The following is a 20429-nucleotide window of genomic DNA, read 5'->3' on the forward strand; positions in this document are numbered from 1 at the left end:
AGCCTGAAGACCGGTCCCGTGCCAGCCGCGTTAACCTGCCGCGTTAATCGGTCCTACGCTGGCAACGCAAGGCGTTCAAGCCCGGTTCCGGCCTTTCCAGCCGCTGAAAACCGGGCTACGCAGGGTCATGCTGTCCTATCAACACCTCTATCACGCGGGCAATCTGGCCGATGTGCACAAGCATGCCACCCTCGCCTGGATGCTTGATTATCTGACCCAGAAAGACAAGCCGCTCACCTATATCGAAACCCATGCAGGGCGCGGCCTCTATGATCTCGGCGCTGACGAGGCGCTTAAGACCGGCGAGGCAGCGGCCGGCATCACCCTCGTCGAACCCGGTTTCCCGGCCATCCACCCCTACCGCCAGCGTCTTGCGGAAACGCGTGCCGCGCATGGCCCGATGGCCTACCCCGGCTCGCCGATGATCGCCGCCCTCGGCCTGCGCGAAACCGACACCATCCACCTCGCCGAACTTCACCCCGGCGAGGTGCAGCACCTGCGCGCCAACGCTGAGCCCTGGGGCGCGCACGTCCTGCAACGCGACGGGTTCGAGGCCGCCTTCGCCCTCACCCCACCCACCCCGCGCCGTGGCCTGATGCTGATCGACCCCAGCTACGAGGTGAAGGCCGATTACGACGCCATCCCCCGCCACATGGCCGGCATCCACCGCAAATGGAACGTCGGCATCCTGATCCTGTGGTATCCTATCCTCACGGGCGGCGCCCACCGCGCCATGCTGGCCGCCCTGAACCAAACCTTCCCCGGCGCGCTGACCTCCGAGGTCCGCTTCCCGCCCGCCCGCGACGGCCACCGCATGGAAGGCTCTGGCCTTTTCGTCGTCAACCCGCCCTTCGGCCTCGCGGAAGAATGTGCCCGCATCGCCCAGATCATCGCCAAGGCCACCAAATGACAGCAACCCTCGCCTTCCACACGCTCGACGTTTTCACCGACACGCCCTATTCCGGCAACCCCCTCGCCGTGGTGCGCGATGCCGGCCACCTGACCACCGCGCAGATGCAGACCATCGCCCGCGAATTCAACCTGTCCGAGACGATCTTCGTCATGCCCCCGCGCGACCCCGCCCACACCGCCCGCGTCCGCATCTTCTTTCCCACCGCCGAAATCCCCTTCGCCGGTCACCCCACCGTCGGCTGCGCGATCCACCTCGCAACCGAGGCGCATCGGGGCGATTTCACCACCCGCATCACGCTGGAAGAAGAGGCCGGCCTCGTCCCCGTAACCGTCACCCGCCAGGGCGAAACCGTTCGCGCCGAATTCACCGCTCCCGTCATCCCCTACTCCACCGGCAGCGCCCCGCGCGACCTTGCCGCAAGCGCGCTCGACCTGCCGCCCGAAGCCCTCGCCCCCCACGCGCTCCGCGCCCTGAAAGGCGGCCCTGCCTTCCTCTTCATCGGCATCACCGACCTTGCCGCCCTCGCCCACGCCCGTCCCATCGAACCGCACTGGTCCGCCCTGATGGCTGTCGCGGGCGTCGACGGCGCGTTCCTCTACACCCCCGGCGACGGTGTCGATTACCGTACCCGGATGTTTTCCCCCACCGCCGGGATCCCGGAAGACCCCGCCACCGGATCGGCCAGCGCCATCTTTGCAGGTCAGCTTCTGGCCGAAGGCGCATTGACCGAAGGCGAAACCCGCCTCACCCTGCGCCAAGGCGTAGAAATGGGCCGCCCCTCCGACATCTGGCTCACCGCCGTAGTCACAAACGGCGCTCTCAGCGAAATCCGCATCAAGGGTGGCGCGGTCCCGGTCTCCTCCGGCCACCTCACCCCGCCACCCGCGCAAATGTGACACGCCTCCGCCCTTGTCCTGTCCCGCCCAAAAGGCCTATCCTAAGCCGATGTTCGATACCCTCCTCCGCCGCCTTCTGGCGCCCGCCCCCGACCGCCTGCCCGAACCCGACGCCCGCCTTGCGCTGGCCGCACTGCTGGTGCGCCTTGCCCGGACCGACGGGCTTTACTCCGCCGAAGAGGTGGAGCGGATCGACCGCGTCCTCGCCGCACGCCACGGCCTTGGCCCGTTCGAGGTGGCAAAACTCCGGTCCGAAGCCGAAGATTTCGAAAGCCTCGCGCCCGACACCGTCCGCTTCACCCGCGCAATCAAGGCCGCTACCGCCGTCGAAGACCGCGCCGAACTGATGACCGCGCTCTGGTCCGTCGCCCTTGCCGACGGCCTGCGGGATGAGGACGAAGACCGCCTGATGCGCCTTGTCGCCAACCTTCTCGGCCTGACCGATGTGGAATCGGCCCAAGCCCGGCAAAGGGCGCAAGCCACGTGATCGCCTCGCTCGCGATGTATGATTTCGGCGCGGCGATGGCCGCGAACGACAGGCTCTGGGCGCTGATCCGCGATGCCTTGCGCGACCGTGGCCTAAAGGCACCCGATGCCCTCACCCGTGGCGAAACCGCCTACTGGGACGCTTGGCAATCGCCCGACCTCCTTTTGTCGCAAACCTGCGGCTACCCATTCCGCGCCCGCCTGCATGACCGCGTGACCTACATCGCCACCCCCGATTACGGCGTCGAAGGCTGCCCGCCCGGCCATTACTGCTCCGTCTTCGTCGCCCGCGCCGATGATCCGCGCAGCAGGCTGGCCGCCTTTGACAACGCACCCTTCGCCTATAACGAAGACCTGTCCCAATCCGGCTGGGCCGCGCCGCAAACCCACGCGGCCGGCCTCGGCCTGCGCCTTCCGCCCGCCCTGCAAACCGGCGGCCACCGCCTCTCGGCACGCGCCGTCGCCGAAGGCCGCGCCGATATCGCGGCCCTTGATGCGGTTACCTGGATGCTGATGCAGGCCGACGACCCCGCCCTCACCGCGCGCCTGAAACCGCTCGCCCGAACCGCGCCCACCCCCGGCCTGCCCTACATCACCGCACATGGCACAGATCCCGAACCCCTGTTCGCCGCGATCAGTCAGGCGATCACCGCCCTCGCTCCTGCCGACCGCGCGACGCTGCACCTGAAGGGCCTCACCCGCATCCCGCTGCAGGCCTACCTCGCCGTGCCCAATCCACCCGCCCCTGCGCAGTTTGCGCACAGCGCCTGACCATTACGCTACGTCAATGGCCGCAACCTGATCAAATCAACATTGCAATGGCGCATAAATTTGCCCCTACTGCCGCGCCATACGCCCCAACCCGCAAAGCGCCATGCAAGCTGACACACCGGTCATAGCGATCCACGACCTGCACAAAAGCTATGGTCCGTTGGAAGTGCTCAAGGGCGTCGACCTGACCGCCCCGCGCGGCCACGTCGTCTCGCTGATCGGCTCGTCGGGATCGGGCAAGTCCACGCTCCTGCGCTGCTGCAACCTTCTCGAAGACAGCCAGCAGGGCGAGATTGTCTTTGAAGGCGAGGCTGTGCGCTGGAAAGGCACCGGCCTTCACCGCCACCCCGCCGACCGCGCGCAGGTGACCCGCATCCGCACCAACCTTTCGATGGTGTTCCAGCAGTTCAACCTCTGGTCCCACCTCACCATCCTGCAAAACGTGATGGAAGCCCCGGTCACCGTCCTGCGCCGCGACCCGAAAGAGGTCGAGGAAAAGGCCCGCCACTACCTCGCCAAGGTCGGCATCGGTGAAAAGGCCGACGCATGGCCCGCGCAACTGTCGGGCGGCCAGCAGCAGCGCGCCGCCATCGCCCGCGCGCTTTGCATGGAACCCCGCGCGCTTTTGTTCGATGAACCGACCTCCGCGCTCGACCCCGAACTGGAACAAGAAGTTGTCCGCGTTATCAAGGCGCTGGCCGACGAAGGCCGCACCATGATCCTCGTCACCCACGACATGAAGCTGGCAGCCGACGTGTCGGACCACGTCATCTTCCTTCACAAGGGCCGGATCGAAGAAGAAGGCGCCCCAGCCCGCCTCTTCGGTGCCCCGAAAACCGACCGCCTGCGCGGCTTTCTGTCGGCAACGGCGGCGTGATGACCGCCACCGACATAATGGCAGGCCTGGCCACCGGCGTGACCGAACGCACCGGTCCGACCCCTGCCCTCGAAACCCTGCGTGCCGACAGCACGTTGGATCACCCCGAAACCCGCTGCGTCAAATGACCGGCGCACCATTGACTGCTAACCAGTAAGGAAAGACTGCCATGAAGAAAATTCTCCTCGCCACCGCCCTTGTGGCCCTCTCGACCGGCCTTGCCGCCGCGCAAGACGTCGTCCGCCTCGGCACCGAAGGCGCCTACCCTCCCTTCAACTTCATCAACGACGCCGGCGAAGTCGCGGGCTTCGAGCGTGACGTGGGCGACGAGCTTTGCAAGCGCGCCGAACTGAAGTGTGAATGGGTCACCAACGAATGGGACAGCATCATCCCGAACCTGCAGTCGGGCAACTATGACGTCATCATCGCCGGCATGAGCATCACCGACGAACGTGAAGAAGTCATCGACTTCAGCCAGAACTACTTCCCGCCGGCCGCCTCGGCCTACGTCGCCCTTTCGGCCGACGCCGATCTGAAAGGCACCGTTGCCGCCCAGATCTCCACGATTCAGGCCGGCTACGTCGCGGAATCGGGCGCCACCGTCCTCGAATTCGCCACCCCTGACGAATCCGTCGCCGCCGTGCGCAACGGCGAAGCCACCGCCGTGTTCGCCGACAAGGATTTCCTCGCCCCGATCGTCGCTGAATCGAACGGCGAACTGATGTTCGTCGGTGACGAAGTGCAGCTTGGCGGCGGCGTCGGCCTCGGCCTGCGCGAAAGCGACACCGAGCTGAAAGCGAAATTCAACACCGCGATCCAGTCGATGAAGGATGACGGCTCGTTGAACGCTCTGATCGAAAAGCACTTCGGCCCCGAAACGGCCAAGTTCTGATAAAGGAACGGGGCGCGGCTTACGTCGCGCCCCATCCACATGTTCGCCGCCTGCGCCGACCCGAAAGCGATAGAAGGGCTGACCTGGCTCTCGTGCTACCTGACCTCAGGGAAGCACCTCGATTTCTATTGGTCCTTCGTGACCGTCCTTCTCCTCCTCGCCATCACCGCCCCCGTGGCGCTTGCGATGGGCTTTGGCGGCGCAATGGCCGCGCGCTCCCGCATCCTGCCGCTCAGTATCCTTGGCAAAGGCTACGCCGCCTTGGTGCGCGGTGTGCCCGACATCGTCTTTTTCCTGTTCTTCGTCATCGCGCTTGATCAGGGCATCGAATACCTAAAAAGCCTCGCCGTCTGCGCCGACCACGCATGGCCCTGGCAAGGGCTGGAATTCCGCGTCTGTCAGGAAGCGAAAGTGCCGCTCGGCGCTTCCTCGGCCTTCTGGCATCAGGCCTACGGCTTTGCCCTCGCCGTCTTCACCTTCGCCCTCGTGTTCGGCGCCTTCGCCGCCAACGTGCTTTACGGCGCGATGAACGCCGTCCCGAAGGCGCAGCTTGAAACCGCCGAAGCCTACGGGATGAGCCACGCACAAGTCTTCCGCCGCGTCTTGATGCCGCAAATGTGGGTCTACGCGCTGCCGGGTCTCTCAAACCTCTGGATGATCCTCATCAAGGCGACGCCGCTTCTCTTCCTCCTCGGCGTCAAGGATATCGTCTACTGGGCGCGCGAACTTGGCGGCTCAAAGACCCAAGCCTACGAATACCCCCACCCCGACTGGCGGCTGTGGTATTTCCTAGGTCTCCTCGTCTTCTACCTCTGCTTCACCAAGGTCTCCGAAATCGTCCTCGCCCGCCTCTCGGCCCGGCTGTCGCGCGGGCAGGCCACCGCCGCCGGCGAAGCCATGCGAAGGGCGGGCGCATGACCTGCTGGGAAACCTTCAACGCTTATGCCTTCCGCTCCATCGGCATTGGCGAAAACCTGCTGCCGAAATCCGATTTCACCCTCTGCCAGCAGTTCACCCTGATCGGCTCCGGCCTGATCTGGAACGTCTACTTCGGCGCCCTCGCCCTTCTTTTCGGCTTCTTCCTCGCCACCGGCATCGCACTGGCCAAATCCGCCCGCAGCCCGTGGCTTCGCAAACCCGCTGAATGGTTCGTCTTCATCTTCCGCGGCTCGCCCTTGTTCATCCAGTTCTTCCTCGCCTACGAAGCCCTCCAGATGCTGCCCAAGGCTGGCATCAACATCCTTGGCCTTACGGTCGAGACGTCATGGACCACCCGCGCCTGGGCCGGGGCCTTGTTCGTCCTCTTCCTCAACACCTCCGCCTACGCCGCCGAAATCTTCCACGGCGCACTCCGCTCCATCCCGAAAGGCGATCTTGAGGCGGCCGAAGCCTACGGCATCACCGGCTGGAAGAAGTTCACCCGCATCCAGTGGCCGACAATGCTCCGCCTCGCCTGGCCGTCCTACACCAACGAGGCGATCTTCCTCTTCCACGCCACCACGCTGGTGTTCTTCTCCGGTTTCCCGGCCTTCCGGCAAATGGGCGACGCGCTCTATTACGCCAACTACTTTGCCGACAAGACCTTCAACCCCTTCGTCCCCTATCCCATCGTTGCCTTCTATTTCATCTGCCTGACGCTTTTGTTGACTTGGGGCTTCAACGCGGTGAACCGCCGCCTCAACCGCCACCTGCCGTCAAACCAGACGAGCAGAATTCGCTTGCGTCCTAACCTCATCCGATAGTAACCTCGAATTTGATCAAATTGCGCGAGCGTCACAACGGCCCGCGTCCGTTGATCGAAAACCAAGGGATAGGATCAAGGGCATGATCCGAAGCCTGCCTGCCGGGGCCGTGTTGGCGCTGTGCGTGGGCGGTTCGTGCTCCTCCTGAACAAAAAATGATGATGAAAGACTATCTGCGAAAGCACCCGGACGTGCGGACCATCCGCGTGGCCGCTGCCGATCTGAACGGCCAGGCCCGCGGCAAGCGCGTCCCAGCCCGTTTTGCCGACAAGATGGTAAGCGACGGCACCCGCTTCCCCTTCTCGGTCCTGAACCTCGACATCTGGGGCGAAGATATCGACGACAGCCCGCTTGTCTTTGAACAGGGCGACGCTGACGGCGTCCTCAAACCCACCGAACGCGGCTTCATGCCGATGCCGTGGCTAGAGGCGCCGACCGCCCTTCTGCCGATCTGGATGTTCCGCGAAAACGGCCAGCCCTATGAGGGCGATCCGCGGCATGCGCTTCGCGCCGTGGTAGACCGCTACAAGGCCCGCGGCCTGACCCCGGTCTGCGCGATGGAACTGGAATTCTTCCTGATCGACGACAGCGGAAAGACCCTGCAAGTCCCGCCCTCGCCCCGCTCCGGCAAGCGCCGCAAGGCCGCCGAGACGCTGTCGATCCGTGCGCTTGACGCCTTCGACACCTTCTTCACCGATCTCTACGACGCGTGTGAGGCGATGGATATTCCCGCCGACACCACCACCTCCGAAACCGGCCTCGGCCAGTTCGAGGTGAACCTGATGCATTGCGACGATGCCCTGCGCGCCGCCGACGATGCGTGGCTCTTCAAGATGCTGGTCAAGGGCCTCGCCCGCCGCCACGGCTTTGCCGCCTCGTTCATGGCCAAGCCCTACCTCGAATATTCCGGCTCGGGCCTGCACACCCACTTCTCCGTCCTCGACAACAAGGGCGACAACATCTTCGACAGCGGCGGGCCGAAAGGCACTGCCGCCCTGCGCCACGCCGTTGCGGGCTGTCTCAACGCGATGCACGACAGCACCCTCCTCTTTGCCCCGCACCTGAACAGCTACGACCGCCTGGTGCCCGACAAACACGCCCCGACCGCCGTCTCCTGGGGCTATGAAAACCGCACCGCCGCGATCCGCATCCCGGCCGGCAGCCCCGCGTCGCGCCGCATCGAACACCGTGTCGCAGGCGGCGACGTGAACCCCTACCTGATGCTGGCCGCCATCCTCGGCGCCGCCCTGACCGGCATCGAAGACGAGGTAGAGCCGCCACCCCCCGTCACCGGCAACGCCTACGCGATGGACCTGCCGCAGATCCCCGCCACCTGGGATGCCGCGATCGACGCCTTTGAACACAGCGACATCCTCTACCGCTTCCTGCCAAAGGAACTGATCCGCAACCTCGTGCAGACCAAACGTCAGGAACTGCACTATCTGGCCGAGCTTTCTCCCGAAGAACGGGTAGAGCTTTACCTCGATACCGTCTGACCCCTTGACCGGATGGGGGGCTTCACGCCTACCATCCGGGCCAAACAACCACGGACACGACCATGCAAATCGGCATCCTGCAAACCGGAGCCTCGCCCGACGCCCTGAAAGACCAGATGGGCGATTACCCCGACATGTTCGAACGGCTCTTGGCCGGGCGCGGCCTCACCTTCCGCCGCTACCGGGTGGAACTGATGGAATTCCCCGCCTCCGTTACCGAATGCGACGGCTGGCTCATCACCGGCTCGCGCCACGGCGCCTATGAGGACCACCCCTTCATCAAGCCGCTCGAGGCGTTCATCCGCGACGCCTACGCAGCCCACGTCCCCATCGTCGGCATCTGCTTTGGCCACCAGATCATCGCGCAAGCGATGGGCGGGAAGGTGGAGCGGCACGAAAAGGGCTGGTCCGTCGGCCCCACCGACTATGATTTCAACGGCGAAAAGATCACCCTCAACGCCTGGCACCGCGACCAGGTGGTGAAAGTGCCTGAAAACGCCGAGGTTATCGCCACCAACGAGTTCTGCGAAAACGCGGCGCTCCTCTACGACGACCGGATGTTCACCGTGCAGGCCCACCCCGAGTTCCGCCCGGAGTTCCTCGATGGCCTGATGCGCACACGCGGCCCAGGCCTCGTGCCCGACGACCTGATGGCAAAGGCCCGCGCCCGTCTGGCGGACCCGTTGCAAGACCAGACGCTGGCCGCACGGATCGCGGCCTTCTTCCACGACCACCGACAGACCAAACCTGGGGCCGAGAAGCTCCGCGCCTGAAAGCGCGGGGGCCACCCCCCCAACAGTGTGTGACATATGTCCAAATGGACCGACCAGCTGCCCGAGGCAGCGCGTGACTACATCGGCAACCGCCGTGTGGACGAAGTGGAATGTGTGATCGGCGACATCGCCGGCGTGGCCCGCGGCAAGGCCATGCCCGCCGCAAAATTCGCCAAGCAGACCAACTATTTCCTGCCAAACTCGATCTTCCTGCAGACGATCACCGGGGAATGGGCCGACAACCCCTTCGACGCCTTCACCGAACCCGACATGATCCTGGAACCCGACTGGTCCACCGCCACCGCCGCCCCTTGGACGGCCGACGTGACCCTGCAAGTCATCCACGACGCCAAGGATCAGGAAGGCAACCTCGTCCCCTTCTCGCCCCGCAACGTGCTGCGCCGGGTGGTGGAGCTTTACCGCGCGCAGGGCTGGATGCCGGTCGTCGCACCCGAGATGGAGTTCTTCTTCACCGCCCGCAACATCGACCCGAACCAGCCCGTCATCCCGCCGATGGGCCGCTCCGGTCGCCGCGCGGCAGGCAAGCAGGCCTATTCGCTCTCCGCCGTCGATGAATACGGCAAGGTCGTCGACGACATCTACGATTTCGCCGAAGCGCAAGGCCTTGAAATCGATGGCATCCTGCAAGAAGGCGGTGCCGGCCAGATCGAGCTTAACCTCGCCCACGGCGACCCGATCCGCCTTGCCGACGACGTGTTCTACTTCAAACGCCTGATCCGCGAAGCGGCCCTCCGCCACGATTGCTTTGCCACCTTCATGGCCAAGCCCATCGCCGGCGAACCGGGCTCAGCCATGCACATCCACACCTCGGTCGTCGACCTGAAAACCGGCAAGAATATCTTCTCCGGCCCGAAGGGCGCCGAAACCGACCACTTCATCAACTTCATCGGCGGGATGCAGAACCATCTGACCGGCGCGATTGCCCTCCTCGCCCCTTACGTCAACAGCTACCGCCGCTACGTCCCCGACTTCGCCGCCCCGATCAACCTCGAATGGGGCCGCGACAACCGCACCACCGGCCTGCGCGTGCCGATCTCCTCGCCCGCCGGCCGTCGCGTCGAAAACCGCCTGCCGGGGATGGACTGCAACCCCTACCTCGGCATCGCCGCCACCCTCGCCTGCGGCTACCTCGGCCTGATGGAGAAAAAGGGCGCCCGCCCCGAATTCCAAGGCTCCGCCTACATCGACAGCGACGAAATCCCCGTAAACCTCGGCGACGCCCTTGACCTTTTCGAAGAAGACGCCGCCCTGCAAGACGTTCTCGGCCCGATGTTTTGCAAGGTCTACGATTCAGTAAAGCGCAACGAATACAAAGAGTTCCTGCAAGTCATCAGCCCGTGGGAACGCGAACACCTGCTGTTGAACGTATGAACCTCTTGCACGTAAACGACAAGCGGGGGGAATACCCCCCGTCCTACTACGCGGCCACGGCAACGCCGCTGGCCCCGTTCCCCATGCTCAAAGGCCAGCACGCCGCCGACGTCTGCATCGTCGGCGGCGGCTACACCGGCCTCTCTGCCGCACTGCACCTCGCGCAACGCGGCTACGATGTGGCCTTGGTGGAGGCTCACAAGGTCGGCTTCGGCGCCTCCGGTCGCAACGGCGGTCAGGTCGGCTCCGGCCAACGTCAGGATCAGGTCTGGATCGAAAAGACCGTCGGCCGCGAAAACGCCCACCGCCTCTGGTCCCTGGCCGAAGAGGCCAAGGCCCTGGTCAAATCTCTGATCACCGACCACGCGATCCCGGTCACCTTCCACCCCGGCATCGCCCACGCCTGCCGCTCGGAAGCCGAGGTGCGTGACGCCCACGCCTACGCCGAAAAGCTCCACCGCGACTATGGCTACACCCACCTCGAACCCCTCGACCGCGCTGCCGTTCGCCACCTGATCGGCTCCCCCGCCTTCGCCGGCGGCGAAATCGACCGCGACGCAGGCCACCTCCACCCGCTGAACTACGCCCTCGGCCTCGCCGCCGCTGCGGCCAAGGCCGGTGTGCGCATCTTCGAAAACTCCGAAGTCCACCGCGTAGAACCGGGCCCGCGCCCGGTGGTCCGCACCAGCGCCGGCCACGTCACTTGCGATACGGTGATTCTCGCGGCCAACGGCTATCTTGGCCAACTGAACCTCGACGTCGCCTCGAAAGTGATGCCGATCAACAACTTCATCGTCGCCACCGAACCCTTGGGCGACCGCGCGAAAGACATCCTCGCCGAACCCGTCGCCGTCGCCGACAGCCGCTTCGTCGTCAACTACTGGCGCCTTTCGGAAGACAGCCGCCTGCTCTTCGGTGGCGGCGAAAGCTACGGCTACCGCTTTCCCGACATCATCAAGACCGTATCGAAACCGATGCTCGAGGTCTACCCGCAACTGCGCAACACCCGCATCGACTACGCCTGGGGCGGCACCCTTGCGATCACGATGAACCGGATGCCCTGCTTCACGAGGCCCGCGCAAAACATCCTCTCTGCCTCCGGCTACTCCGGCCACGGCGTCGCTATGGCCACCCTTGCCGGCAAACTCCTCGCTGAAGCCACGGCCGCCCAGACCGAACGCTTCGACCTGATGGCCAGCCTGCCGCAACCCCGCTTCCCCGGCGGCGTGACCTTCCGCTCACCCCTGCTCGTCATGGCGATGACCTGGTACGCCATGCGCGACCGGCTCGGCCTTTGACATACCGAGGCGGGGGTTTCACACCCCCGCACCCCCGTGGGATATTTGATGACAGATGAAAACCTGCAGCTATCGGCGTTCATCTGTCCGTAAATATCCCGGGGGTCCGGGGGCCGGCCCCCGGCGGCATGCCACCCACTCGACTCGCCAAAGACTAGGCCCCATATCTTGGTCATGAGTCTGCCTACCGGTTTCATCGACGAACTGCGCGCCCGCGTCTCGCTTTCTTCCGTGGTCGGAAAGAAGGTCACCTGGGATCTGCGCAAATCCAACATGGGTCGCGGCGACATGTGGGCACCCTGCCCCTTCCATCAGGAAAAATCCGCGTCATTCCACGTCGATGACCGCAAGGGGTTCTACTACTGCTTCGGCTGCCACGCCAAAGGCGACGTCGTCAGTTTCCTGCGCGAAACCGAAAACATCGGCTTCATGGAAGCCGTGCAGGCGCTGGCAGCCGAGGCCGGGATGGCGATGCCGGCGCAAGACCCCCGCGCCGCGGAAAAGGCCGACCGGCGCACTGATCTTGCCCGCGTCATGGAAGAGGCGGTCAAGTGGTTCCGCCTGCAACTCAAGACCTCCGCCGCCGCCGACGCCCGCGCCTACCTTGCCAAGCGCGGCCTGAAGCCCGACGCGCAGGAGCGTTGGGAAATCGGCTTTGCCCCCGCCTCGTGGACCGCGCTGACCGACGCGATGGCGCAAAAGGGCATCCCTTCCGACATGCTGATCGCCGGCGGTCTCGCCGCAAAATCCGACAAGCGCACCGGTGCCTACGACCGCTTCCGAAACCGCATCATCTTTCCGATCCGCGACGGGCGCGGCCGCGCCATCAGCCTTGGCGGCCGCGCGATGGACCCCGCCGATCAGGCCAAATACCTCAACGGCCCGGAAACCGAGCTGTTCGACAAGGGCCGCAGCCTATTCAACCACGCCCACGCGCGTGAGGCCGCCGGCAAGGGCCAGCCCCTGATCGTGGCCGAAGGTTACATGGACGTCATCGCATTGTCCGAGGCCGGCTTCACCGCCACCGTCGCCCCCCTCGGCACCGCCGTCACCGAAGACCAGCTTCGCCTAATGTGGCGCATTTCCAACGAACCCGTCATCGCGCTCGATGGTGACAAGGCCGGCATGGCCGCCGCCCTGCGCGTCATCGACCTCGCCCTTCCCTTGCTCGAGGCCGGCAAGGGCCTGCGCTTTGCCATGCTGCCGGGCGGCATGGACCCGGACGATCTCATCCGCGCGCAAGGCGCGGGCGCGATGAAGGCGGTCCTCGACGCCGCCCAGCCGATGGTCAACCTGCTCTGGGCCCGCGAAACCGAAGGCCGCAATTTCGACAGTCCCGAACGCAAGGCCGCCCTCGACAAGATCCTGCGCGCCGCCCTGCAACGAATCACCGACCCCTCGATCCGCGGCCACTACGCCGAGGAAATGCGCCGTCTGCGCCTTGATCTTTTCGGCACCACCCGTCCGTTCCAACCCGGCCCGTTCCGCCCGGGCGCCCGTCGCAATGCACCGCCCTCCGGCGCCCTCCCGTCCACCCGCCAGTCGCTGCTGGCGCAGTCCGCAGGCGGCGTCGAAGAAACCCTGCGCGAGGCCGTCATCCTCGCCACCCTGATCCACCACCCCGCACTGATCCACCGCTTCGAGACGGCCCTCGAACGCGTTGACCTGACCGGCGAGGATCACAACACCCTTCGCCGTCTGATCCTGACCCACGCCGATGACCCAGATCTTCGCAGCCGCATCGCCGAAACCGCCCCCGCCGCCCTTGACGCGCTTCTGGCGCGACCCCACGTCAGCATAGCCCCGCCGGTCCGCAACACCGAGGACGACGAGCTTGCAACCCTCTGCCTTGCCGAGGAGTTGGCCAAGCTCGATGCCCAGCGCGGCGCCCGGCGCGAGATCGAGGAGGCCGTCGAAGATTTGGGCGGTTTGCCCGACGAAGGCCTCACCTGGCGGCTTTCAAAGGCCGCCGAAGCACGGCACCGGTCCGAAAAACCGGACCGCGCTGACGCAACCGACTTGGGCGAAGATCGGCTCGCCCTGTCAAGACATCTGCAATCCCTGATCGATAGCGAGGTCTGGGTAAAGAAAAACCGCTGATTCGGCCTTTCCCTCGGTCTGATTCGCGTTATTGATTCGATCCAACCAGCCCCGATTCGCCCCCCAGGAGCACACATGGCCCTCAAGGACACTGACGACGCCAAGCCCGAAGCCGACGAGGCCGATGTCTCGCTCGACATGAGCCAGGCTGCCGTCAAACGCATGATCGCCGACGCCAAGGAGCGGGGCTACATAACCTACGACCAGTTGAACACCGTTCTGCCTCCAGAACAGGTGTCGTCCGAACAGATCGAGGACGTGATGTCGATGCTGTCCGAGATGGGCATCAACATCATCGAAAATGACGAAGCCGAGGAAAGCGAAACCCCGGTGGGCGAGCTGGTGGAAATCTCGACCAGCCGCGAAGTTGCCGTATCCGGGACCAGCGCCGAAGCGCTCGACCGCACCGACGACCCGGTGCGCATGTATCTGCGCGAAATGGGCAGCGTCGAACTTCTGTCCCGCGAGGGCGAGATTGCCATTGCCAAACGGATCGAGGCCGGCCGCAACACCATGATCCTCGGGCTTTGCGAAAGCCCGCTGACGTTTCAGGCCATCACCATCTGGCGCGACGAACTGCTGAACGAAGACATCCTGCTGCGCGACGTGATCGACCTTGAGGCCACCTTCGGTCGCAGCCTTGACGGCGAAGAAGACATGGACGGCCCGGCGCTCGACGAAGTCGACGTGGCCGCCGGTGCCGCCCCACGCCGCAACGGCGCGGCAGAGCCGGAGCTTGACGCCGACGGCAACCCGATCATGACCGAAAGCGACGACGACGAGGATGACGAAGCCTCCAACATGTCGCTCGCCGCGATGGAGGCCGCCCTCAAGCCGCGCGTCCTTGAAACGCTTGACCTTGTCGCCCGCGATTACGCCAAACTTGCCGAAATGCAGGACCTGCGGATGAACGCCGCCATGTCCAGCGCGCGGCACTTCTCCTCGGCCGAGGAAGACGCCTACCAGAAACTGCGGTCCGAGATCGTGCTTCTGGTCAACGAACTGCACCTCAACAATTCCCGTATCGAAGCGCTGATCGACCAGCTTTACGGCATCAACCGCAAGATCATGGGCATCAACTCCAACATGGTCAAACTCGCCGATGCCGCCCGGATCAACCGGCGCGAATTCATCGACGAATACCAGGGCTACGAGCTTGACCCCGCCTGGATGGACCGCATGGCCGTCAAGGGCGGGCGCGGCTGGCAGATGCTGATCGAAAAGTCGAAGGACAAGGTCGAGGAACTGCGCGCCGAGATGGCGCAGGTCGGCCAATACATCGGCGTCGATATCTCGGAATTCCGCCGCATCGTGAACCAGGTCCAGAAGGGCGAGAAAGAAGCCCGTCAGGCCAAGAAGGAAATGGTCGAGGCGAACCTGCGCCTCGTCATCTCCATCGCCAAGAAGTACACCAACCGCGGGTTGCAATTCCTTGATCTCATTCAGGAAGGCAACATCGGCCTGATGAAGGCCGTGGATAAATTCGAATACCGTCGCGGCTACAAGTTCTCCACCTACGCGACGTGGTGGATCCGTCAGGCGATCACCCGCTCCATTGCCGACCAGGCCCGCACGATCCGTATTCCCGTGCATATGATCGAGACGATCAACAAACTGGTCCGCACCGGCCGCCAGATGCTGCACGAAATCGGCCGCGAACCCACGCCCGAGGAACTGGCCGAAAAGCTGCAGATGCCGCTCGAAAAGGTCCGCAAGGTGATGAAGATCGCCAAGGAACCGATCAGCCTCGAAACCCCGATCGGCGACGAGGAAGACAGCCAGCTTGGCGACTTCATCGAAGACAAGAACGCGATCCTGCCGCTCGACAGCGCGATTCAGGAAAACCTGAAGGAAACCACCACCCGCGTCCTCGCCTCCCTCACCCCGCGTGAGGAACGCGTCCTGCGCATGCGCTTCGGCATCGGCATGAACACCGACCACACGCTGGAAGAGGTCGGCCAGCAGTTCTCCGTCACCCGCGAACGCATCCGCCAGATCGAGGCGAAGGCGCTGCGCAAACTAAAACACCCAAGCCGGTCAAGGAAGCTGCGGAGCTTCCTCGACCAATAGCCCGAAGTTGCGTTTCTGGCGATCAGGTCGAACCCCGATCTGATCGCCCACCGCCATCGCAACGCCGACGCCGCAAAGCCAAGCGCACAGTACTGTGACACACGAGGCAGTTGTCTCTTGGGGCCAACTGTGATGGGGTAAACCCATCCGCCAGGGCGGTTGATCCCTGGATTTCAACCCCGGACCCCAGCCATGACCATCCTCAGTCGCCTTTTTCCCGTGTTCATCGCCGTCGGCCTCGCAGCCTCCCCCGCCGCCGCGTACGAGGCCCAGAACGGCTTCACCGTCCGCCAACTCGACAAGAGCCGCTTTGAGGTTCTGCCGCGCGGCGGCCTCAGCGCCTCCGACGCTTGGTGCGCCGCCGGTGATTTCGTGATCCACGGGCTGCGTCTGGCGCGCAACACGAAGATCTGGCGTATTTCCGAACCGCCGCGCCCTTCGGGTAAAAGCATCGTCTTCTCGTTGTCCTCCGACGGGGCCACCAGCAACACCGGTCTCGCCAGCTTCGGTGGCGGCGCGTCGGTAAGCGCAAATCATGGCGATACCATCTGCGATTCCATGCGCATGATGCGCCTCGACCGCTAGCCTTAACCTCCCCGGCGCTGGCCTTTGGCGGCGCCGGGCATCCCACCAACCGCTACTCCCGGCCGGGCCGCCAACGCCCCCTGACCCAGCGCCAAATGCAGCCCGCGCCGGTTTCGCGCCAGCCGCGCCCACCGCTTTTCCGGCTCACAGCCTTGGCGCCTGAGTCCCAGCCGCCACACCCCGGCCCCTAGATGCAGTAGCCTGCATATACTGCTTCCCCATATCCTCCGCCTTCTCCTATAGTCAGCGCCAAGAACCGGGGGAAAACACCCGGCCTTGAGGCAGGACACACACCAACAAGCAAGGAGGGGGCCGATGCGCTGCCCATTCTGCGGCAATATCGACACTCAGGTGAAGGACTCGCGCCCCGCCGAAGACCACGTCGCCATCCGTCGCCGGCGCTTTTGCCCGGCCTGCGGTGGCCGCTTCACCACCTACGAACGCGTGCAGTTGCGCGACCTCGTCGTGATCAAATCCTCAGGCAAGCGCGAGGATTTCGACCGCACAAAGCTGGAACGCTCGATCCGCATCGCGATGCAGAAACGCCCGATCGACCCCGAGCGGATCGACCAGATGATCTCCGGCATCGTGCGCCGCCTCGAAAGCCTTGGTGACACCGACATCTCGTCAAAGGTCATCGGCGAGATCGTGATGGAATCCCTCGCCCGGATCGACACCGTCGCTTACGTACGGTTCGCCAGCGTTTACAAGAACTTCCAGACCGCCGACGATTTCGACGGCTTCGTCAGCGAACTCCGGCCCGGCGCTGCCGGCGAAGAGTGAGCGACGCTGATCACATGGCCCACGCCCTGCGCCTCGCGGCGCGGGGCCTTGGCAACACATGGCCCAACCCCGCCGTCGGCTGTGTCATCGTCCGGGATGGCATCGTCGTCGGTCGCGGCTGGACCCAACCCGGCGGCCGCCCCCACGCCGAGGTACGCGCCCTGGAACAGGCCGGCCCCCGCGCGCAAGGCGCCACCGTCTACGTCACGCTCGAACCCTGCGCCCACCACGGCCAGACCCCGCCCTGCGCCGAAGCCCTGATCGCCGCAAGGCCCGCCCGCGTCGTCACCGCCCTCACCGATCCCGACCCCCGCGTCGCAGGCAAGGGCCACGCCCTCCTCCGCGCCGCAGGCATCGCCGTCACCGAAGGCATCCTCACCCATGACGCCACCCGCCTCAACGCAGGCTTCCTGAAACGCGTGACCCGTGGCCTGCCCTTCGTCACCCTGAAACTCGCGGCCACCCTTGACGGCCGCACCGCCACAGCTTCAGGCGAAAGCCGCTGGATCACCGGCCCCCTCTCGCGGCGCAAGGTTCACGCCCTCCGCCTCAGCCACGACGCCGTCATGGTCGGCTCCGGCACCGCACGAACCGACGACCCCGACCTCACCGTCCGCGACATGGGCGCCACTCGCCAACCCGTCCGCATCGTCCTCGACCGGACGCTCACACACAGCCCCGAAAGCCGCCTGGGCCGGACCGCGCACGACCACCCCGTCTGGATCCTCCACGGCCCAGGCGCCCCCGAACCAGCCCGCAAAGCCTGGTCCGCAACCGGCACCACCCTGATCGAAACCCCGGAAACCGAAGGCCACCTCGACCTCCCAGCCGCCCTTCAGACGCTGGCGCAAAAGGGCCTAACCCGCATCCTAAGCGAAGGCGGCAGCACCCTCGCCGCCGCCCTGATCCGCGCAAATCTCGTCGACGACCTCGCCCTCTTCACCGCCGGCGCGCTGATCGGCGCCGACGGCACCCCAACCCTCGCCGCCCTCGGCCTCCAGGCCCTGGCCGAAGCCCCCCGCCTCACCTTGCGGGAAACCCAAACCCTCGGCCCAGACACCTTCAGCCTCTGGTCCCTCTAACGGCTTCCTCTTCCCCAAATATCCCACGGGGGGGTGATGAGCGATCAGAATCCCTCCAGTGGAGGGTTTCCGCGAAGAACGCCCGGCCTGTGGCCGGGCCGGGACTGGGGGGTGTGAAACCCCCCGCTCCGCCGCCTCACCAGTGCCCGACGCTCGGCATCGACGCCCAAGGTTCCTTCACCGCCTGCGCTGCCCCCATCTGCAACAACTCGATCGAGATGTTGTCGGGCGAACGCACAAACGCCATCCGCCCATCCCGCGGCGGGCGGTTGATCACCACCCCGTTCGCCTGCAAATGCGCGCAGGTGGCGTAGATATCATCCACCTCATAGGCCAGATGGCCAAAGTGCCGCCCGTCCGACGGCAGCCCCTCGTCGCCATCCCAGTTATACGTCAACTCCACCGGGCATTCCGGCTGTCCGGGCGGCGCCATGAACACCAGCGTGAACCGCCCGCCCTCGTTCTCGTACCGCCGCGTCTCCTCCAGCCCCAAAAGCCGGTAGAACGCCAGCGACCTCTCCAGATCCTTCACCCGCACCATCGTGTGCAAATACCGTATCGCCATCTCGCCTCTCCTCATGATCCGTTCATCTTGCGGTATCCCCGCAGCCGCCCGCAAGATATAGTCGCGGGCGACTCATCCGAAAGGCCGCGCCGATGCCCCTGACCCCCGACCAACTCGCCGAGATCGAAGCCCAGCGCAGCACCCCGCGCCCCACCCTCCGCGCCGTCTCCGAAGGGATGGAGGCCCATCTCTACCGCGCCCACCCCGTGCTTGACCACGGCTTCATCCGCGTCATCGACTACATGGGCGACGATGCCGCCATCGTGCAGGCCGCCCGCGTCTCCTACGGCGCCGGCACCAAGCACGTCCAGAACGACGAAGGCCTGATCCGCTACCTGATGCGCCACTGGCACTCCACCCCGTTCGAGATGTGCGAGGTGAAACTCCACGTCAAGCTTCCCGTCTTCGTCGCCCGCCAGTGGATCCGCCACCGCACCGCCAACGTCAACGAATACTCCGCCCGTTACTCGATCCTCGACCGCGAGTTCTACATCCCCGCCCCCGAACAGCTTGCCGCCCAGTCCACCGTCAACAATCAGGGCCGGGGCGAGGTGCTGCAAGGCGAGGAAGCCGCCCGCGTCCTCGACCTCCTCAAATCCGACGCCAACCGCGCCTACGACCATTACGAGGCGATGCTCTCCCAGGACGGCCAGCAGGGCCTCGCGCGCGAACTTGCCCGGATGAACCTGCCCGCCAACATCTACACCCAGTGGTACTGGAAGGTCGACCTGCACAACCTCTTCCACTTCCTGCGCCTGCGCGCCGACGCCCACGCCCAATATGAGATTAGGGTCTATGCCGAGGCGATTGCGGCCTGCGTCAAGGACTGGGTGCCTTTGGCCTATGCCGCGTTCGAGGATTACCGGATGGGCGGCGTGACGCTGAGCGCGAAGGCTCTGGCGGTGTTGAAACGGCGTCTGGCGGGCGAGACGGTGACGCAGGAGACTTCCGGTATGTCGAAGGGGGAATGGCGGGAGTTCGAGGGGATTTTGGGATGAGTGGCGATCCGTTGATTAAACGAGCAAAGCAAGCCGTTTCTGCACTGGCGCAAACGACATCAAATACTCTGCCGGCTGTTCAGTTCTTTAGCGGTCCTAACCTAAGAACCGAAGGAATGCTCTTTAACCCAAATGAGGGCGCAGAACCGGAAGAGCTATATAACGAGATTTCCCTGATCCTTACAGCAATTGCTTCACTAAAGGATCATGTAGATATATTTTGCAAGCGTTCTAAAATTCCAAAAATTGGGGATGGCATAATAGATTCACACAGAGAAGTGGCTTTGATCCACGACTTATGGAATGTCGACAAACATGGCTCCTTAAATAGGCCCCCTAGAAGCGGCTTCACCCCGATGCTTCGAAGTGTATCTCGGGTTGTAACTTTGACCGCGAGTGGAGAAAATTCGGTAGTGTCAATTTTTTTCAACCCAATCAGTGGGATGATGGAAACACAAGGCGAAGTTCAAGTTCTACTTTCTGCTCAGATAGTTACAGAAGACGGAGAATTTATTGCTGATTTCAGGCCGACTTGCGAAGCGGCGCTTGCAATTTGGCTTAGAGAAATCGAGTGGCTGGGCATAGATATCTCGACTAAGTTGCTCCATGAAGGCTGGATGGCGTAAGAGAGGCCTGTCGTATTCAAACTAGTAAGATTCGCCTGAAGCAAATCTGACCGCGCTCGACCCGCCGCCCCGGGGGCGGGCGCG

The 20429-nt window shown here is 64.5% G+C and carries 21 protein-coding genes; 20 read left to right on the plus strand and 1 reads right to left on the minus strand.

Annotated features, from left to right (window positions below; genetic code table 11):
* Nucleotides 1-127: 127 nt before the first annotated feature.
* The 18 genes from ACROUL_RS15920 (at nt 128) to ribD (ending at nt 18156) form a co-directional block, all read left to right on the plus strand.
* Complete coding sequence (locus ACROUL_RS15920; RefSeq protein ID WP_431300433.1) at nt 128-910, plus strand: 23S rRNA (adenine(2030)-N(6))-methyltransferase RlmJ; 783 nt, start codon at nt 128-130, stop codon at nt 908-910.
* Nucleotides 907-1809 (plus strand): PhzF family phenazine biosynthesis protein, encoded by a 903-nt coding sequence (locus tag ACROUL_RS15925; RefSeq protein WP_431300434.1) that lies wholly within the window; start codon nt 907-909, stop codon nt 1807-1809. Before ACROUL_RS15920 ends, ACROUL_RS15925 begins: the two co-directional genes overlap by 4 nt.
* 49 nt (nt 1810-1858) lie before the next feature.
* Complete coding sequence (locus ACROUL_RS15930; RefSeq protein WP_431300435.1) at nt 1859-2296, plus strand: TerB family tellurite resistance protein; 438 nt, start codon at nt 1859-1861, stop codon at nt 2294-2296.
* Entirely contained in the window at nt 2293-3066 is a 774-nt protein-coding gene (locus ACROUL_RS15935; RefSeq protein WP_431300436.1) for a phosphate/phosphite/phosphonate ABC transporter substrate-binding protein, read from the plus strand. The genes ACROUL_RS15930 and ACROUL_RS15935 overlap by 4 nt, the downstream gene beginning before the upstream one ends.
* Before the next feature lie 103 nt (nt 3067-3169).
* On the plus strand, nt 3170-3943 hold the full coding sequence (locus ACROUL_RS15940; protein WP_431300437.1) for an ABC transporter ATP-binding protein: 774 nt from the start codon (nt 3170-3172) through the stop codon (nt 3941-3943).
* Nucleotides 3943-4071, plus strand: coding sequence for a hypothetical protein (locus ACROUL_RS15945; protein WP_431300438.1), 129 nt, complete (start codon nt 3943-3945; stop codon nt 4069-4071). The genes ACROUL_RS15940 and ACROUL_RS15945 overlap by 1 nt, the downstream gene beginning before the upstream one ends.
* A gap of 41 nt (nt 4072-4112) precedes the next feature.
* Complete coding sequence (locus tag ACROUL_RS15950; RefSeq protein ID WP_431300439.1) at nt 4113-4835, plus strand: transporter substrate-binding domain-containing protein; 723 nt, start codon at nt 4113-4115, stop codon at nt 4833-4835.
* 39 nt (nt 4836-4874) lie between these two features.
* Nucleotides 4875-5753 (plus strand): ABC transporter permease, encoded by an 879-nt coding sequence (locus ACROUL_RS15955; RefSeq protein ID WP_431300440.1) that lies wholly within the window; start codon nt 4875-4877, stop codon nt 5751-5753.
* On the plus strand, nt 5750-6577 hold the full coding sequence (locus ACROUL_RS15960) for an ABC transporter permease (protein ID WP_431300441.1): 828 nt from the start codon (nt 5750-5752) through the stop codon (nt 6575-6577). Before ACROUL_RS15955 ends, ACROUL_RS15960 begins: the two co-directional genes overlap by 4 nt.
* A 161-nt stretch (nt 6578-6738) precedes the next feature.
* Nucleotides 6739-8073 (plus strand): glutamine synthetase family protein, encoded by a 1335-nt coding sequence (locus tag ACROUL_RS15965; protein WP_431301325.1) that lies wholly within the window; start codon nt 6739-6741, stop codon nt 8071-8073.
* Nucleotides 8074-8135: 62 nt separating this feature from the next.
* Nucleotides 8136-8846, plus strand: coding sequence for a type 1 glutamine amidotransferase (locus ACROUL_RS15970; RefSeq protein ID WP_431300442.1), 711 nt, complete (start codon nt 8136-8138; stop codon nt 8844-8846).
* Between the two features lie 36 nt (nt 8847-8882).
* Entirely contained in the window at nt 8883-10238 is a 1356-nt protein-coding gene (locus ACROUL_RS15975; protein WP_431300443.1) for a glutamine synthetase family protein, read from the plus strand.
* Nucleotides 10235-11536, plus strand: a complete 1302-nt coding sequence (locus ACROUL_RS15980) for an NAD(P)/FAD-dependent oxidoreductase (RefSeq protein ID WP_431300444.1) — start codon at nt 10235-10237, stop codon at nt 11534-11536. The genes ACROUL_RS15975 and ACROUL_RS15980 overlap by 4 nt, the downstream gene beginning before the upstream one ends.
* A 174-nt stretch (nt 11537-11710) precedes the next feature.
* Nucleotides 11711-13636 (plus strand): DNA primase, encoded by a 1926-nt coding sequence (gene dnaG, locus ACROUL_RS15985; protein ID WP_431300445.1) that lies wholly within the window; start codon nt 11711-11713, stop codon nt 13634-13636.
* A 75-nt stretch (nt 13637-13711) separates the two neighbouring features.
* Entirely contained in the window at nt 13712-15706 is a 1995-nt protein-coding gene (gene rpoD / locus ACROUL_RS15990; protein ID WP_431300446.1) for an RNA polymerase sigma factor RpoD, read from the plus strand.
* A gap of 192 nt (nt 15707-15898) precedes the next feature.
* Nucleotides 15899-16291: a hypothetical protein gene (locus tag ACROUL_RS15995; RefSeq protein WP_431300447.1), complete on the plus strand. Its 393-nt coding sequence runs from the start codon at nt 15899-15901 to the stop codon at nt 16289-16291.
* Nucleotides 16292-16606: 315 nt separating this feature from the next.
* Nucleotides 16607-17074, plus strand: a complete 468-nt coding sequence (gene nrdR / locus ACROUL_RS16000) for a transcriptional regulator NrdR (protein WP_295016621.1) — start codon at nt 16607-16609, stop codon at nt 17072-17074.
* A 14-nt stretch (nt 17075-17088) separates the two neighbouring features.
* Nucleotides 17089-18156, plus strand: a complete 1068-nt coding sequence (ribD, locus tag ACROUL_RS16005) for a bifunctional diaminohydroxyphosphoribosylaminopyrimidine deaminase/5-amino-6-(5-phosphoribosylamino)uracil reductase RibD (protein ID WP_431301326.1) — start codon at nt 17089-17091, stop codon at nt 18154-18156.
* A 136-nt stretch (nt 18157-18292) separates the two neighbouring features.
* Here the strand turns inward: ribD and ACROUL_RS16010 are convergent, their stop codons facing one another.
* Nucleotides 18293-18721: a VOC family protein gene (locus tag ACROUL_RS16010; RefSeq protein WP_431300448.1), complete on the minus strand. Its 429-nt coding sequence runs from the start codon at nt 18719-18721 to the stop codon at nt 18293-18295.
* A 92-nt stretch (nt 18722-18813) separates the two neighbouring features.
* Here ACROUL_RS16010 and thyX point away from each other — a divergent pair, with 92 nt between their 5' ends.
* Both thyX and ACROUL_RS16020 read left to right on the plus strand, forming a co-directional pair.
* Nucleotides 18814-19719: an FAD-dependent thymidylate synthase gene (thyX, locus tag ACROUL_RS16015; protein WP_431300449.1), complete on the plus strand. Its 906-nt coding sequence runs from the start codon at nt 18814-18816 to the stop codon at nt 19717-19719.
* Complete coding sequence (locus ACROUL_RS16020) at nt 19716-20345, plus strand: hypothetical protein (protein WP_431300450.1); 630 nt, start codon at nt 19716-19718, stop codon at nt 20343-20345. The genes thyX and ACROUL_RS16020 overlap by 4 nt, the downstream gene beginning before the upstream one ends.
* Nucleotides 20346-20429: the final 84 nt, after the last annotated feature.

The organism is Tabrizicola sp. BL-A-41-H6, from assembly GCF_050632395.1.
Classification (GTDB): Bacteria; Pseudomonadota; Alphaproteobacteria; order Rhodobacterales; family Rhodobacteraceae; genus JAUYQR01.